The 14,661-nt window shown below is 68.8% G+C and carries 18 protein-coding genes, 1 tRNA gene and 1 pseudogene; 6 read left to right on the top strand and 14 right to left on the bottom strand.

Annotated features, from left to right (window positions below):
* The first annotated feature begins 7 nt into the window (after positions 1-7).
* On the top strand, positions 8-715 hold the full coding sequence (locus AB0J76_RS24715; protein WP_352330969.1) for a GAF and ANTAR domain-containing protein: 708 nt from the start codon (positions 8-10) through the stop codon (positions 713-715).
* A 4-nt stretch (positions 716-719) separates the two neighbouring features.
* On the opposite strand, the gene AB0J76_RS24710 is transcribed toward AB0J76_RS24715, so the two are convergent.
* Positions 720-1,076 carry an STAS domain-containing protein gene (locus AB0J76_RS24710; protein WP_352330975.1) on the bottom strand — a complete coding sequence of 119 codons (357 nt, stop codon included), beginning with the start codon at positions 1,074-1,076 and terminating at the stop codon, positions 720-722.
* Positions 1,077-1,251: 175 nt separating this feature from the next.
* On the opposite strand from AB0J76_RS24710, the gene AB0J76_RS24705 reads away from it, so the two are divergent.
* Together AB0J76_RS24705 and AB0J76_RS24700 are read left to right on the top strand one after the other, a co-directional pair.
* Positions 1,252-2,025, top strand: coding sequence for a SigB/SigF/SigG family RNA polymerase sigma factor (locus AB0J76_RS24705; RefSeq protein ID WP_352330971.1), 774 nt, complete (start codon positions 1,252-1,254; stop codon positions 2,023-2,025).
* Between the two features lie 37 nt (positions 2,026-2,062).
* On the top strand, positions 2,063-2,476 hold the full coding sequence (locus AB0J76_RS24700) for an ATP-binding protein (RefSeq protein ID WP_352330973.1): 414 nt from the start codon (positions 2,063-2,065) through the stop codon (positions 2,474-2,476).
* A 237-nt stretch (positions 2,477-2,713) separates the two neighbouring features.
* Here AB0J76_RS24700 and AB0J76_RS24695 read toward each other — a convergent pair whose 3' ends face one another.
* The 4 genes from AB0J76_RS24695 to AB0J76_RS24680 all read right to left on the bottom strand — a co-directional run bounded on the left by AB0J76_RS24695 (position 2,714) and on the right by AB0J76_RS24680 (position 5,111).
* Positions 2,714-2,908, bottom strand: coding sequence for a hypothetical protein (locus AB0J76_RS24695; RefSeq protein WP_352327439.1), 195 nt, complete (start codon positions 2,906-2,908; stop codon positions 2,714-2,716).
* Between the two features lie 5 nt (positions 2,909-2,913).
* Positions 2,914-4,059, bottom strand: a complete 1,146-nt coding sequence (locus AB0J76_RS24690) for a hypothetical protein (protein WP_352327438.1) — start codon at positions 4,057-4,059, stop codon at positions 2,914-2,916.
* A 6-nt stretch (positions 4,060-4,065) separates the two neighbouring features.
* On the bottom strand, positions 4,066-4,611 hold the full coding sequence (locus AB0J76_RS24685; protein WP_352327437.1) for a hypothetical protein: 546 nt from the start codon (positions 4,609-4,611) through the stop codon (positions 4,066-4,068).
* A gap of 71 nt (positions 4,612-4,682) precedes the next feature.
* On the bottom strand, positions 4,683-5,111 hold the full coding sequence (locus AB0J76_RS24680; protein WP_352327436.1) for a hypothetical protein: 429 nt from the start codon (positions 5,109-5,111) through the stop codon (positions 4,683-4,685).
* Between the two features lie 90 nt (positions 5,112-5,201).
* Here AB0J76_RS24680 and AB0J76_RS24675 point away from each other — a divergent pair.
* Positions 5,202-5,275 (top strand) — tRNA-Pro (locus AB0J76_RS24675).
* A 188-nt stretch (positions 5,276-5,463) separates the two neighbouring features.
* Here AB0J76_RS24675 and AB0J76_RS24670 read toward each other — a convergent pair.
* The 3 genes from AB0J76_RS24670 to AB0J76_RS24660 form a co-directional block, all read right to left on the bottom strand.
* A complete protein-coding gene (locus AB0J76_RS24670) occupies positions 5,464-6,411 on the bottom strand; it encodes a hypothetical protein (RefSeq protein WP_352327435.1) in 948 nt (315 codons plus the stop codon).
* Positions 6,411-6,668, bottom strand: a complete 258-nt coding sequence (locus tag AB0J76_RS24665) for a helix-turn-helix domain-containing protein (protein ID WP_352327434.1) — start codon at positions 6,666-6,668, stop codon at positions 6,411-6,413. Before AB0J76_RS24665 ends, AB0J76_RS24670 begins: the two co-directional genes overlap by 1 nt.
* Before the next feature lie 544 nt (positions 6,669-7,212).
* On the bottom strand, positions 7,213-7,650 hold the full coding sequence (locus AB0J76_RS24660; protein WP_352327433.1) for a PPOX class F420-dependent oxidoreductase: 438 nt from the start codon (positions 7,648-7,650) through the stop codon (positions 7,213-7,215).
* A gap of 394 nt (positions 7,651-8,044) precedes the next feature.
* On the opposite strand from AB0J76_RS24660, the gene AB0J76_RS24655 reads away from it, so the two are divergent.
* Entirely contained in the window at positions 8,045-8,227 is a 183-nt protein-coding gene (locus tag AB0J76_RS24655; protein ID WP_352327432.1) for a hypothetical protein, read from the top strand.
* 30 nt (positions 8,228-8,257) lie between these two features.
* Here AB0J76_RS24655 and AB0J76_RS24650 read toward each other — a convergent pair whose 3' ends face one another.
* The 6 genes and pseudogenes from AB0J76_RS24650 to AB0J76_RS24625 all read right to left on the bottom strand — a co-directional run bounded on the left by AB0J76_RS24650 (position 8,258) and on the right by AB0J76_RS24625 (position 13,360).
* Entirely contained in the window at positions 8,258-8,419 is a 162-nt protein-coding gene (locus AB0J76_RS24650; protein WP_352327431.1) for a hypothetical protein, read from the bottom strand.
* Between the two features lie 539 nt (positions 8,420-8,958).
* Positions 8,959-9,045, bottom strand: a pseudogene (locus tag AB0J76_RS24645) (IS5/IS1182 family transposase); the annotation flags it as partial.
* 159 nt (positions 9,046-9,204) lie between these two features.
* The gene (locus tag AB0J76_RS24640; protein WP_352327430.1) at positions 9,205-10,353 is read right to left on the bottom strand and encodes a mandelate racemase/muconate lactonizing enzyme family protein; all 1,149 of its coding nucleotides are present in this window, start codon (positions 10,351-10,353) and stop codon (positions 9,205-9,207) included.
* A 1-nt stretch (position 10,354) separates the two neighbouring features.
* Entirely contained in the window at positions 10,355-11,170 is an 816-nt protein-coding gene (locus tag AB0J76_RS24635) for a carbohydrate ABC transporter permease (RefSeq protein ID WP_352327429.1), read from the bottom strand.
* Entirely contained in the window at positions 11,170-12,090 is a 921-nt protein-coding gene (locus tag AB0J76_RS24630) for a sugar ABC transporter permease (protein ID WP_352327428.1), read from the bottom strand. Before AB0J76_RS24630 ends, AB0J76_RS24635 begins: the two co-directional genes overlap by 1 nt.
* A gap of 4 nt (positions 12,091-12,094) precedes the next feature.
* The gene (locus tag AB0J76_RS24625) at positions 12,095-13,360 is read right to left on the bottom strand and encodes an extracellular solute-binding protein (protein WP_352327427.1); all 1,266 of its coding nucleotides are present in this window, start codon (positions 13,358-13,360) and stop codon (positions 12,095-12,097) included.
* 123 nt (positions 13,361-13,483) lie between these two features.
* Between AB0J76_RS24625 and AB0J76_RS24620 the strand changes: the two genes are divergently transcribed.
* Positions 13,484-14,218 (top strand): FadR/GntR family transcriptional regulator, encoded by a 735-nt coding sequence (locus tag AB0J76_RS24620; protein WP_352327426.1) that lies wholly within the window; start codon positions 13,484-13,486, stop codon positions 14,216-14,218.
* Positions 14,219-14,661: the final 443 nt, after the last annotated feature.

The raw sequence follows: 14,661 nt of genomic DNA, 5'->3' as shown, positions 1-14,661 counted from the left end.
GACGGCGATGATCACTCCCGGGCTCGCCCGAGACCTGGCGGCGCTGGGGCGGCTGGGTGAGGACACCTCCACGGAGAGCGTGTTGCGCGGCCTGACCACGGCGCTGGCGGCCGGAGTGCCCGGGTGCTCGGGCGGCTCGGCCGAACACTGGCGCGACCAGCGGGTGCTGGTCTCCGGCTCGCACAGCGAGCTGATCATGCTGGTCGAGGGCGAACGCGAACTCGGTGAAGGACCGTCCCTGGAGGCCCGCCAGAGCGGCGCCCGCGCGAGCGTGAGCGACGTGCTGAGCGACAGCCGGTGGCCCCGCTACAACGCACTGGCGACCCGCTGGGGGGTGCGTTCGGTACTGATCGTGCCCATCGAGGTGGCGCCGGCGCAGCTCATCGTCGGACTCTACTCCGTGCGCCCGGGTGCCTTCTCCCCGCAGGCCGCCCACTCGCTGGCCGACATGCTGACCGAGCAGGTCGGAGTGGCCATGGCGAACATGTGGGAGTTCGAGGAGGTGCGCACCGACGCCGCCCAGCTGCAGGAGGCCCTGGCCGGCCGGTCGGTCATCGACCAGGCCAAGGGCATCATCATGCAGACCAGCGGATGCACGGCCGAGGCCGCCTTCGAGGAGCTGCGCAGGATCTCGCAGCACCATCAGGTCAAGGTGGCCGATCTGGCCAGGCTTCTGGTGGAGGAGCACCAGCGCAAGTCGACGCGTCGCTCATAGGGCCTCAGCCGATGGCGGCCAGGGCGTCGTCGAGCGTGTCGTACAGCGGCAGGCGCTGGGCCAGCCCGGTGATCCACATCACCTTCGACTTGGAGTACTCCACGCCCACCAGGGCGAACCGCGCACCCGACGACAGGCTGGTCTGCCAGTGATGGACGATCAGCCCGAGCGCTCGCGAGTCCATGAACGTCACCCCGGCCAGATCGAGTATCAGGTCGGCTCCGGCCAGCGACAGGTAGTCGGCGAACTGCTCACGCGTCGTGGCGTCGAGCACACCGTCGACCTTGACGACGGTGATCTCGCCGACGGGCGATGACGTCAGGCTCAGGGCGGCCACGGGCCCCTCGCCGTTTTCGGGCATTGTCACGAAGCAACCCTACTGTCACCACGCGACCGAGGAATACTTCCCGCGGCAGGGGGGAGACTGGGACCGAAGTCCAGCAGAGGGCTTCCGTCTCGAGAGTAGAGCGAGGCGTGCCTCTGCCTGGGCTTTTCTGCTGGCGGAGGCCGCCCTGCGACCCATATGAGGAGCAGCGATGGCTGTGCAGGAGTACGTCCTCGAGGAGATGACCGCGGAAGAACTCCTGGCTGAGATGGTCAGGGAAGACACACCCGACAGCCACAGGGAACGGCTGCGCGAGCGCATCGTGGAGATGCACCGGCCGCTGGCCATGGAAATCGCCAGGCGTTACCGTTACCGGGGCGAACCTCTGGAGGACCTCCTCCAGGCCGCGTACGTCGGCCTGATGAAGGCCGTCAACGGCTTCGACCCGACCCTCGGCCACGCCTTCAGGGGCTACGCGGTCGTCACGATGACCGGTGAGGTCAAGCGGCACTTCCGCGACCGCACCTGGGCCATCCGGGTGCCGCGTCTCTACCAGGAGCGACGGTCCGAGCTCAACCGGCTCGTCGCCGACCTCAGCCAGGACCTCGGCAGGTCCCCGACCGTGGCCGAGCTGGCCGCGAAGATGAACATCTCGGAGGAGGACGTCCTGCTCACCCTCGACGCCTCGGCCGCGTACAGCACGCTGTCGCTCGACGCGCCGCTCGGCACCGACGACGACGCGGCCTCGCTCGGCGACGTCATCCCCGAGGACGACGACACGCTGAGCACCATGGTCGACCGCGAGGCCGTCAAGCCGCTCATCGACGCGCTGCCCAGCCGCGAGAAGCACATCCTGCTGCTGCGCTTCTTCGGCAACATGACGCAGGCCGAGATCGCCGCCGAGTTCGGCATCTCGCAGATGCACGTCTCACGGATTCTCCGTAAGGTACTCGACCAGCTCCGCAGTGAGCTGCTGGTCGGTTAGCCGCTGGCCGGCTGCTGAGAGAAAGGCGAGTCGCCGGGTGAACGAGGACGTCGAGCCTCAGTCGGGCTACACGAGCCCGCCACCCGGCGTGCCCGTGAAGGAGCTGCGCTTCCGCCTGCCGGACCTGCCGGAGGTCCGGCAGTTCGCCGAGGACGAGGCCCGCGCCGTGGGGATGCCCGAGGAGGCGGTCGGCGACTTCGTCATCGCGGTCAACGAGGTGGCGACCAACGCGGTCACGCACGGGGCCGACCGGGCCGCCATGCGGACCTGGGTGATCAGCGGGGACCTGGTGGTCGAGGTGCACGACGAGGGCTTCTGGAAGCCGGGGCCGCTGCCGGGGGCGGTGGGGGGGATGGGGTTGTGGGTGGCGCGGCTGCTGTCCTCTGATTTCACGTTGAGGGTGGGCAGCGGGGGGAGCACGGTGATCATGAGGTTTCCCGGTAAGGGGTGACCCTCGGGAAAGCCGCTTCGGGAAAGCCTGCTTCGGCGCCTGGCCCGGTGTGGTGGGCCTGTCTTCGTCGATCTCGACGTCGACTCTTTTTCACCCCGTCCGCGCCCCGGGCTGACCCGGATTTTTCTGGAAATTTAGCGCTATTTAGTTCTCTGAGGTGTTTCGGGTGGGAGGCCGGTTGGCCTCCCACCCGGACAGCGTGCTCAGCTACTGCTCAGCTGCTGGTCCGTAGCCTGCTCAGCGGCGGCTGCGGCCGCGCCAGTGGCCGGTCCCGCCGCGGATGCCCGCCGTGCCGACGCCTGCCTGGTGCAGGGCCAGCAAGGTCAGCCCCAGCAGGACGAACGTCATGCCGGAGATCCCGCCGATCTTCACGCCCACGAGGTCGAGCAGGAAGCCCAACCCGAAGATGATCGCCGCGACGACTGCGAGCATGTCGATCACCTCCTCGTTTCGGGGGTCAGGTTGTGCGTGGACAGCGCGAGCAACTGCTCCAGGACGTTGCGGTAGTCGCGGAAGGCCTGACGCAGGTCCTCGGTGTCGGGGGAGTCGACGTCCTTCCAGCGTTCGCGCAACGCGCCGGTACGGCTGGTGAGGGAGTTGGTCAGCGACTCCACCACCTCGCCGACCAGGCCGTCGGCCCGCTGGATCGCCTCGGCGGGGTCGTCCACGAAGGACGCCTGGACGTCGCGCCAGCGGGCCTGCACCTCGGCGGGGTCCTGGTCGAACAGGGCGACCTCCCTAGGGGCCGCGTGCGAGGGAACGTCATCGATCGGAGCACCCTCGACCGGAGCACCTTCGACGGGCGCTCCCTGGACGGGCGCCCCGTCAAGAGGAGCCCCCTCGACCGGCCGCCTGCCCTCGCCGAGCTCACTGTCGGTGAGGTCGTTGTCGGCGCGACGGCTGCCGGTGAGACCGCCGTCGGTCGTCAGCCCGTCGCGGGCCGTTCCAGCAGGGGTTACGTCGTCGCGCGCCAGGTCGTCGTCGTCCCGCCCGCCGTGAACCAGGACGTCGTCCTGGGCTCGCCCGTCATGGGCCGGCTCGTCGTGGGGACGGTCGCCGCGCGCCGACCTGTCGTCGGACCGGTCGCCGTGGACCAGCACGTCGTCCGGCCGGTCGCCGTGGACCAACACGTCGTCGGACCGGTCGTCGTGGCGTGCCCCGGGTCCGGACAGTGCGTCCCGAGAGGTCTCGTGGCCGGGCGTCTCGTCGGTGAGGACGTCGGCGTGCGCGGGGTCGGGGGAGCGGTGGTCGGGGTCGGGGGAGTGGTGGCCGGGACCGTGTCCCAGAGGGCCCTCGCGGTGCGGCTCGGTCGGCAGGTCGCCGGGGGCGCCGGTGCTCGCGTAGGGGTCCTTGTAGGGCTGTTCGTCGTCATGGTCCCGGTGGGGGGCCGTGGGGTCGTACCCGTGGCTCGCCGGGGTGCGACCGGCGTCGTCCGGGTAGCCGCCGTCGTGCCGCCCGGTGGTGTCGTCATAACGGTCGCCGGTCCCGTCGGCGAGGTCCCGGTGCTCGTCGTCCCTGGCGGCCTCGTCCGACCGCTGCGACGGGACCTTGAGCTCGTCCTCACTTCTCCTGCTGCTGCTCATCTACGTTCACCGCCCTCGCGTGGTCTCGTGCAGCAGTTCCTCGAACAACGCGCGGTAATGAACCATGGCCTGCCGGAGCTCCTCGGTCGAGGCTTCCTTCCTGGCCGCCCGCCCGCTGATCTCGTGGGCCTTCCGGTAGTGGTCGAGAGTGGCCGCGTGCCCGACCGACAGATCGGACAGCCGCTGCTCGAAGTCGTCCGTGGGGTAGCCGCGGTCCGCCATCACCGAGGTGACGAGCTGGTCCGCCTCGGTCACCGCGAACCCGGGGGCGTCGACGAAACGCTCCTGGACCTCGGTCCACCGGTTGGCGTACGCGTCGCGCGTCTCCTCCGGCAGCGGCCGGATGTCGAGCTCGGAATGGCGCTGCTCGCGGGCGATGAGCTCCCGCTCGGCCTCACGCCGGTTTTCGCTCTCGGCCACCGTACGCTCGTACTCAGGGCCGAAACGTTCGCGGAGACGGCTGCGGCGTTGCTGCTGTAGCACGACATAGCCCACTGCGGCGAGCGCCACCACCGCGACCACGACGACGGCCACCCAGATCAAGGTGGTCATTGATGTTCGCCTCCGGTCTCTGTAATGAGACCTGCGACTGCCCACGATCAAGGCCGTCGAAACTCGCGTGCTCAGTGAGCTGCAAGCCCTTTCCTGGCGGCCTCCAGCACCGTCGCGACGTGCGAGCCCGCCGGTGACGCCGGAACCTCACTGAACCCCTCAGCCGCGTCGTACCGGACGTCTAGTCCCGCGTCCACGAGCCGCTGCGCCCACCGCAGCGCCGTGTTCAACCGCTCCGCCGCCGGCGGCTTCCCCTGCGCCGCCGCCGACAGGTTCCGCAGGTTGGTGGCCGGCCCGGACTGCGCGTGCACGCGTGCCAGCTTCCACGGTACGGCGGCACTGTGGTCGAGCATCGGCTTGGCCAGCCCGGCGGCCCGCTTGGCCTGGAGCACCCCCGACTCGGACACCCCGAAATGAGCGGCCAGCTCCTGCACGCTCATCCCGTCGGCTACCAGCCGCGCCAGCTCCGCCCGATCAACGCTCGGCCTCCGCCCCACCACGCCCTCCGCTCCCGCTTTCCGTGTACGCGCCTACCTCCGATGTGCGCTAAGGTTATGACGTCCCGCCCCGCAGGGGGCGGCCGACACAACCGGGACGTAGCGCAGCTTGGTAGCGCACTTGACTGGGGGTCAAGGGGTCGCAGGTTCAAATCCTGTCGTCCCGACGGTTGAAAAGGCCAGCCAATCTGGGTGAAAGCCCAGGTCGGCTGGCCTTTTTATTGATCACTCGACCTTGATCGATGATCTAAACCGCTCTCAGTTTGGGACCAGCCTCCCGAGAGGTGAGCGCTCAGGGCGGTACCCGCGGCGACGATGGCAGCGCCATCCGGGTGGAGATAGCGCTGCGTGGTCGTCAGGGACGCAGTACCGCCGTCGTGATGCGACCGCCCCTAGGGCCCGTGAACAAGCGGGCCATTGGATCGTTCCCGGTGACTTGCAACCGCGTGAGCACCAGATCGCGGACCTCGGCGATGAGCGGCACTCGCCGGGCCCGCTTGCCCTTCGTCCCCTTGTCCGCCAGCCCACCGGGGCTCGGCGTGGTCTGCCTGCGGACCGTCCAGGTCCACGTGCGGGTGTCGATGTCTCCCGCACGTACCCCCGAGACCTCACCGATGCGTGCGGCCGTGCAGGCGGCGAAGACGATGACCTGTCCCCAGCCCGGGAAGTGGTCGGCCGAACGTGCTACGAGCGCGTGGGAGAGCCGCTCCAGCGCCGCCCAGTTCGGCAGCGCCAGCGTGCGCGGGTCGTCCAGTTCGTCTTCGGCTCTCTTGTACTCGCGTTGCCAGCCGGACACACGGGCGGGGTTGCGGTCGATGATGCCGTCGCGCACGGCTTGCTCCATGACGCGTACGAGGATGGCCAGGCTGTTCTTGACCGTCGAGCGGCTGCACTCGTCGGCGATCCAGCCATGCACGCCGCGGTCGACCGCTCCGTTCGTGATCATGCGTACCGGAAGGTGCCCCAGGGTAGGAACCACCCGCCTGCGCCACCCGGCCATGTAGGGAGCCAGCGTCTTGGGCTCCAAGCCGCGTACAGCCAGGTGCATGACGCGTTCTCCGTACTCGGTGAGGGGCATGGTCGCCATGCCCGGGTCGACACCACCGCGTGCGGCGCTCTCCATCTCCGCGATCCAGTTCGTGGCCGCATCCTGTGTGGGCAGGGCTACGGACTTGGAACGCCGACTGCCGGTGACGGGATCGAACCATCGCACGCGAGCGCGGAATGCGTTGCTGCCCGCGCGCACTTCCACATCGGAGGTGAGGGTGATGCCGACCGGCGGCAGCTCGGGCCGGAACGCCATCAGTCCACCTCGCCGGGGTCGATGCGGTGGCCGGCGAGCCACTGGTGCAGGTCGTGGATGTTGTAGAGGGTCAGGCGCGTTGTGAGCCGGACGAAGGGAGGTCCTTGGGGCGGCTTCGCCGTGCGCCAGCGGCGGAGGGTTGACGGGTCGACGGTGAGAATGGCTGCGACTTCCTCGGTCGTGCGCCAGGTGCGTGGCGCGTCGTTGTCGTGCGGGTCTTCGGCGGGTGCTGCGATCAGGTCAGCATTCGATGGCACAGGTCCTTTGCTCCTCGGGGAATGATGGCGCGAGGTGTTTCGCGCGCCCCGTCGTGTGGCCGTCTCATCCGTTGTCCGACGGCGTGATGGAGGTGCAAAGCCATGCGGTTCCGCAAGGTGAGTTACGCGGGGGCGAGCGCCGTCATGTGCGCCGGCCTGGGCCTGGGAGAAGCGGCGGTGGGTGCGATGATCATGCCCATCAGCAGCCGCAGCCCATGTGCATCGCGCTGCCGCTGCAAGGGCGTGTGGTCGATGTGGCCCTGGTCGACATGGGCCGGGCATGATGGGCCCCAGGCCCTATCCCGGCCCTCACGGTCCCGGACTGTACTTGACTGCTGGTCCGGGCAGTACGATGCCCGGTACTCAAGGCCCGCACGGTCCGTGGCCGCGCGGCATGCGGATGACGCTCACCACGGCCACCCCGTCAAGCGTTCCAGCCGGCAAGGTTTCGCTGCGGTGTCCAATGCGGGGGCCGTCGCCCACGAAGGCGTCGTGCTGCCGCTTCCGGCCGGGCAGACGCCGGTCGTCGTCTTTTCGATCGTGGTCAGACGTCGCGGGAGTTGTAGCCCTGGAGGTGTGAGCCGCTCCCGAAGGATGGATTGGTGATCGGCTCGAGATTCCAGGCGACGATGCGGTGCGGTCGGATGCGCAGGGTCTCGTGGTCGAAGGCCGGGTGGAGCGGTGGGTCCAGGAAGACGATCTCGGCGTGACCACGCAGTTCGATGCCGCGGCCGGTCTGGCCGAGGGCGTTGGGCGTCGGTGACTGGTCGTCAATGACGAGGGAAACCCGGGGGTCGGCCAGGACGTTCTTGTATTTGCGGCTCTTGCTCAGCTCCGGGCCGCCGATCTGGACGGTCTCGGTTGCGGGGTCGAACCAGATCGCGACCGGCTGAGAGTGGGGAGACCCGTCGGGGCCGAGGGTGGCCAGGCGGCCGAGTTCCTGCTCCGACAGGTATGCGTGCTCTGAGTCAGTGAAAATCATGGCAGCAGTCTGCGACCTCAACCGTGCTTAAGGTCAAGCGATCCGACCGAGCACACCGCGGGTTCAACCGCCTTGCGGGACTCAGGGTTCAGGTTGTCTTCCAGACCTGCGGGGCAAAGAGCCCGCGAGCCGGCGGAGCGGTTCGGACAGGTGCTGGGCCAGCCGCCGCAGCTCGTCCGCGTGCCGGGAGCGAGCCAGGGGAGTGGGGGTGTTGCTGCCGTCCTCGGCATCGTGGGGCAGCACGGAGTGATGTGCTGGTGCGGTGTCCAGCCGCCCAGCTGCAGGAGTCCGGCGGCGCCGGTGATGCTGGGATGATTTCCAACGAAGTAGCCTCTTACCTGGATTGATACGGACCCCCCATGGCTAGGGTCTCGATTCGCTCACGGTGTTGACCATGAGCGACGACAAGCCGGAGCTCGGGTACGGCGCGGGACAGGGACGCCGAGGTCATCCGGACGATGCTGAAGCATCCGCGCAGGAGCTCGCCCGGTACTCCGACGACCTGCGCAAGGCCGGGTACCGCGTCGAGCCTGACGCTGACGATGATCAGGCGCTGCTGGCGCGGGAGTCCTCCTGATCGCGTCCGCTCCAGCGCGTGGGGTGGAGGTCAGCGGGGACGGCGGCGCTGGGCGGGGTCGGCTTCGGCGGTGATGCGCGCGGAGATCTCCTCGCCCAGGCGCACGTAGCGGCCGAGGCTGGCCAGGTGCTGGTGGCGGCTCTTGGCCTGCAACTCCAGAGCGGTCCGTCCGGCCTGCGCGAGATGCTGCAACGCGCTGTCATGCCGCCCGCAGGCGCCGCACAGCCTGCCGGATCGCCGTCGGAAGAAACCCCGCACCGACGCTGACCGCGGCCGCCGCGACGGCCAGCAGGGTTGACCGCCAGGGCCAGGCCGACCCGGTGAGCGTCAGGTGGGCGGAGGGGTACTCCGAGAACTTCGCCGTGACCCAGGCCGTGGAGCGGTCGCTGTGGCGGGCGAGGTCACGCAGGACCGGACCAAAGCCGAACTCGCCGGCATGACGTCCCCCGCCGGGCAGTTCGACGGCCAGCTTGTTGCGGTGCGCCCAGGTGTCGCAGCGACGTGTTGACGGCCGACACATCCGCGACGCCCGGCACCACGAAGCGGTCCACTCCGTGGGAGCCGGAACCTGTCGGCTGGGCGATCAGGACGAGGCCGTGACGAGTGGTGACTGTGCCACGGCTGCCGAGGACCACCGTACGTGCGCTGAAGGACACCCCGCCGTACGCTTCGAAGGCGTTGACGATCTCGCGTAACTCGTAACCGCCCTCGTGGCCGCTGAGGGATGGGTGCGCGGCCTTCCACGCCGTGAGCACCGGCTCGATCAACGCCCACTGCGCGTCGGATAAGTCGCTCGGGTACGGCTTGCGCTCAGTCACTCAGCCATCACAGCACGACCGGACCCGCCAACCGGCGGTAACACTACAAATCCCTACAATCACACTGCGGCATCACGGAGATAGGCTCGCAAACTGCACTCTGATGAGGACTTCCGGCCGCGATGAGTAAGGCGGCGAATGTTCGCATACGCTCCTTTGTTACGGGATGGACGCGGACAGCAATCGCCGTCCTGCGTATTCCGGCCGGACGTTCGGGGTTCCGGCCGCCACGGTCTCGTACGGCACGCGAGCCGAGATCGCCTCCTCGTCGATCGCGACGCCCAGGCCGGGGGAGTCTCCGAGGACGAAGGCGCCGTGCTCGACGGTCAGATCGACGGACACCCCGACAGGCGGGCACAGGTCCTGCAGCTCGCTGCTCAGGTGGTTGGGCACCGACGTCGCGGCGTGCAGCAGCCCGATCGGGGTGGTGCCGATCGGGCTGACAGGCAGATCGTGGGCGTGGGCCAGCGCGGACACCCGTAGGAAATGGGTGATCCCCCAGACGGCGGCCGTCTGGACGACGTCGACCGCTCCCGCCGCGAGCAGCGGCCGGAACTGCTCCAGCCCGGTGAGGTTCTCGCCGGTGGCGACCGAGGCCCGGATCCCGCGGCCGACGGTGGCCAGTCCCTCGGCGTCCCACCGGCGGACCGGCTCCTCGATCCATGTCAGGTCCATGGTGCGTTCGAGCTCGCAGACGTGCCGGACCGCCTGCTTGCGGGTCCAGGATTCGTTGACGTCGAGCATCAGGCCGGGCCGCGATCCGTGCCCGGCCTCGGTCAGCACCTCGTGCACCAGTGCCAGGCGGCGCCGGTCGTGGTCGAGGTCGAGGCCGCCCTTCAGCTTGGCCGCGCGCAGGCCGCGCTCGCCGTACACCTGGTAGAGGGAGACGAGCTCCTCATCGGTCAGGCCGATGTCCAGACCGGAGGCGTAGGCGGGGACCAGCCGATCGCGTCCGCCGAGCAGGCGCCAGAGGGGTTCCCCCGCGGCCCGCGCCTTGATGTCCCACAACGCGGTGTCGAGCGCGCCGATGGCCCCGAACACGGCGCCCGCGTGCCCGGCCTTGAACGTCTGGCGCAGCATGCGGTCGTAGAGCGCCGTCACGCCGCGCGGGTCCTCACCCTCGATGGCGGCGAAGACGGTGTCCAGGTGCGCGTGCGGCCCGAGGCCGACACCGGTGATCCCCTCGTCCGTGTCCACCAGCACGATCGGCACGGGAACGTTCCCGTCGGCGTAGACGCCGTTGGCGTCGCCCACGGGGCGGCCCCATTCGTGCACGGTGGTCAGCGTCCGATACCCCGAAATCCGCATGTCAGCCCTTCGTGGAGCCGGCGGTGACACCGTCGGCGATCTGTCGCTGGAGGAAGAGATAGATCAGCAGGACCGGAATCGCGGCGATCAGCACCCCCGAGGCGAACTGGGGGATGTTGTCGGAGTACTGCCCGCGCAGCGAGGTGACCCCGACCATGAGCGTCCGATGCTCCGGTGACGGCATCATCAGCAGCGCGATGAGCACGTCGTTCCAGCAGAACAGGGCGTCCAGGATCCCGACGGACAGCAGCGCGGGTGCGCCGAGCGGGATCATGATCCGCCGGTAGACGCCGTAGGTGGAGTTGCCGTCGATCCTGGCCGCCTGCACGATCTCCACCGGGATGGTCCGGTAGTGGCTGGTCATCAGGAAGATGGTGAAAGGCAGGAATTGCGCGACGTAGGCCAGGATCAGCCCCGGGTAGGTGTCGATGAGGCCGATGTCCGCCATGATCCGGGCCAGCGGCACCATGATCACCTGGAACGGGACGAACAGCGCTGCCAGGCAGCCGAGGAAGAGCGCCGAGGAGCCGCGGAAGCGGAGCTGGCTCAGCGCGAACCCGGCCATCGACCCGAAGAGCAGCAGCAGGAACACCGACGCCGTCACCACGACGACCGAGTTGAGGAAGTAACGCGCCATGCCGACGCTGTTCCACGCGGCGGCGACGTTCTCCAGGTGCAGCGAGCTCGCGGGGGAGAACCGGTCGAGGATGTAGTCGCGACGCGTCTTCATCGCCACGTTGACGGTGAAGACGAGCGGGTAGATCGTCGCCAGCGCGAGCGCGGCCATCGGGACGGCGGCCAGCCACTTGAGTCGCATCAGTCGGTCCTGCCTGTACGGCGCAGCAGGCTGACCTGCAGGGTCCCGACCACGAGCATGACGAGGAACAGCACCGTGGACGCCGCCGAGGCGAGGGCCGGGCGGTTCATCTGCCCCTGCTGGATCCAGACGTAGAACTCCGGCAGGTACGTCGAACCCTCGGGGCCGCCGCTGGTCATGATGTACAGCAGGCCGAACATGGACGTCAGCATTCCGATCATGGTGGTGACGAAGACGAACTGGAGGGTGCGCGAAAGGCTCGGGAGTATGACGTGCCAGATGGTCTGCGGAAGGGACGCGCCGTCGACTCTGGCCGCGTCCAGCAGCGCGGTGTCCAGGGTGGAGAACCCGGCGAGGAACACCACCAGTGCCATGCCGAACGTCGCCCAGATGTGCACGCCGGTGACCGTGACCATGGCGACGCCCGGGTCGCCCAGCCAGTCGACCGGGCCGAGGCCTACCAGCGCCAGGGCGGCGTTCAGCGGGCCGTCGTAGCCGAGCATCAGGTTGAAGATCGCGCCGACGATCACCGGGGACAGGACGGCGGGGAAGAAGTAGACGCCGCGGAAGAGCCGGTGGCCGGGCACCTTCAGGAAGATGAACGTGGCCAGCATGCCTGGGATCGCCACCGCGACGGGGAGCAGCACCACCAGCAGGCCGACGTTGCGCAGCGCCATGCGGAACAGCGGATCCGCGAGCAGTTCGGCGTAGTTGCCGAAGCCGACGGGAGTCCCGTTGAGGTCGCCGTCGCCGGTGAACGAGAAGTTGACGCCCAGGGCCAGCGGCCACAGCCGCAGCGCCACGATGATCAGTACGGCGGGAGCCACCAGGAGGAAGGGGGCGAGCCGTTCGAGCCTTGTTCTGGTGGTCCAGCCCGCCTTGGCGTGGCGGACCACCAGTGACGTGCTTGCGGTCGGCACGCGATCAGCTCGCCTTGTCGGAGGCCGCCAGTTGCGTCACCACGTCGTCGACGCTCGCCGATCCGCTCAGCAACTGCTGGGACAGCCGGCCCATCAGGTCCAGCGTCTTGGACGACAGCGCGACGTGCAGCGCCGGCTTGCCGCCCTTGATCTGCGGCACGATCGCGGCCACGGCGGGCGCGCTCTGTGAGACGTCGATCGTGGTGTCGGCGGTGATCGCGCCCGCACCCTCGTAGAAGGCGGTCAGCGCAGCCGTCGAGGTCAGCGACCGCACCAGGTCGGCGGCGAGCTGGGGGTCCTTGGCCGTCTTGGAGACCCCGTAGCCGATGCCGCCGTCATAGGGGAGCACGGGCGTGGCTCCGGCGGTGACCACCGGCGAGGTCATGACGCCGACGTTCTCGGGTCCGAGGAACTCCCCGAAGTCCTTCCAGTGCCCGATGTCCGACATCAGGCCGATGATGTTGGCGGCCTTGCCGGTGTCGAAGACCGTGAAGGCGTCGTTGAACATCGCGGTGGAGTTGGCGCCCTCGTTGTTCAGCCCGTCGTCGTTGACCTTCTTCCACAGGCTGAAGATCTCCTTCACATGAGGAGAGCTCCAGTCGCGCTTCCCGGCGATCCAGTCGTCGTACTCCTTGGGCGTCAGGATCCCCGGGCCCAGGCCGGACATGAAGAACTGGATCCCGATGCCCTCCTTGTTCCCCAGGGCGAAGCACTTGGCGCCGGCCTTCTTGATGGCGGCGCAGTCGGCGACGAAGTCGTTCCAGGTCTTCGGCGGGCTCGCCGGATCCAGGCCCGCCTTCTGGTAGAGCGACTTGTTGTAGTAGATCGGGTGGCCCTGCAGTGTCACCGGGGCAGCGTAGATCTTGCCGTCCGTGCTGAAGGCGTCCCAGCCGGCCAGCCGCTCCTTGTCCTCGGCCACGTACGGGTCCAGCGGAATGAGAGTGCCGACACGATCGCGCAGCTGCCCGCCGCCGTTGAACAGCATGACGTCGGGGCCCTTGCCCGACTGGAGGGCCGCGCCCAGCAGCGTGTAGTACTGGTCGAACGGCTGCGCCACGAACTCGACGGTGACGCCGGGATGCTTGCCGGCGAAGTCGGTCTTGGCCTTCTCGACGTAGGAGGCCACGCCCGGTTCGCCGGACTTCCAGTCCCAGACCACGATCTTGCGCGCGACGCTCCCCGCGGACGGCTTCGTCGGCGCGGCGCTTCCGCAGCCGGCCACCGCGAGTCCCGTGGCCAGGATGAGCGGCCATAGTGTTCGCTGCCTCATTGCTCTCACTTCCAGAGTGCGGCCCTTGTTGCTCGGCAACCTAACTCGTATGACGTATGATGGCAATACGGATGACATATACTGCCCCTTGTGACGGCAACGCAGAAAACGCACGGAGTCCCGGTGCAGCCGGCCTGGGTCCGACGCCCGGCCAGCCTGGCCAAGGCGGTGACGGCGGAGCTGGTCGAGCGCATCGTCAGCGGCACGCACGCGCCTGGCACGTCGCTGCCCGCGGAGCCGGTGCTGTGCGAGGCGTTCTCGGTGAGCCGCACCGTCGTGCGCGAAGCGGTGAAGCTGCTCGAGGCCAAGGGTCTGGTGCAGGTACGGCAGGGCGCGGGCACCATCGTCACCCAGCCGACGAGCTGGGACATGCTGGACGAGCTCGTCCTGGGGGCGACCATCGCCCAGGACGAGAGCCTGGCAATACTGGACGATGTCGTCGTCACGCGCCGCCTGCTGGAGTCGGACATGGCCAACGTGGCAGCGCGGGTCGCCTCGGAGGAGACCCTGGAGCGGCTTCGGGCGCTGGTGGACAAGATGGACCAACTCGTCGACGACCACGTCACCTACGCCGACCACGATCGCGCCTTCCATGACGTGATCATGCTGGCGTCGGGGAACCGCATCGCCCGCGGCGTGGTGCGGTCGCTGGAGAGCCAGGTCATCAACACCGCCAGGTACATGGGCACGCCCGAGCGCGCGCTGTGCGTGGAGTCCAACCGGGGCCATCGCCGCATCTACGAGCGCATCGCCGCCCGTGACCCCGGCGGCGCGGCCACGGCGATGTTCGACCACATCACCGAGGCCTGGCTGGTCCGCCGCCGCGCCCCGGAGGCTCCCGTACGACTGGAGCGGTGACCTGCGCGGTCGCCCGGCCCAGCTGTGCCCTGCCGCGCACGGTGCGGCGAATCCCACCGTGCGCACGACCGTGCGCACCACCGAGCGTCCGTCGCGTTCCGCCACTACGGCCCGGCCCCCGCAGTCGGCTCGCTCCTGAACGCGGCATGATCATGCCGGCGAGGCCGCGGGCTGCGACGGCTCCAACCGGGCGGCGAGGTCGCTAACGCTGCGCCTCTCGCCGGACTCCAGCAGGAACACGATGGCCTCCGGGCGCCGGTCGGCAGCCTCCTGCTGCTCTGCGGTGGGCGCGTGACACGTCGCGGGCGCGCATGACGATCAGCGGCGTGATCTGCAGGGTCCGCAAACGAAGAGTTGAGCGAGAGTGAAATCGGCTCATGCCGGGCATTGCAGTCATACGTCATACGTCCTATCCTTCAGTCGCGCCGACCAGATCCGTTCGC

It is taken from the genome of Nonomuraea sp. NPDC049624 (assembly GCF_040675255.1).
Lineage (GTDB): Bacteria > Actinomycetota > Actinomycetes > Streptosporangiales > Streptosporangiaceae > Nonomuraea.
Note: the sequence above shows the minus strand (reverse complement) of the source record. Positions and strands in the feature narration are given on the sequence as shown.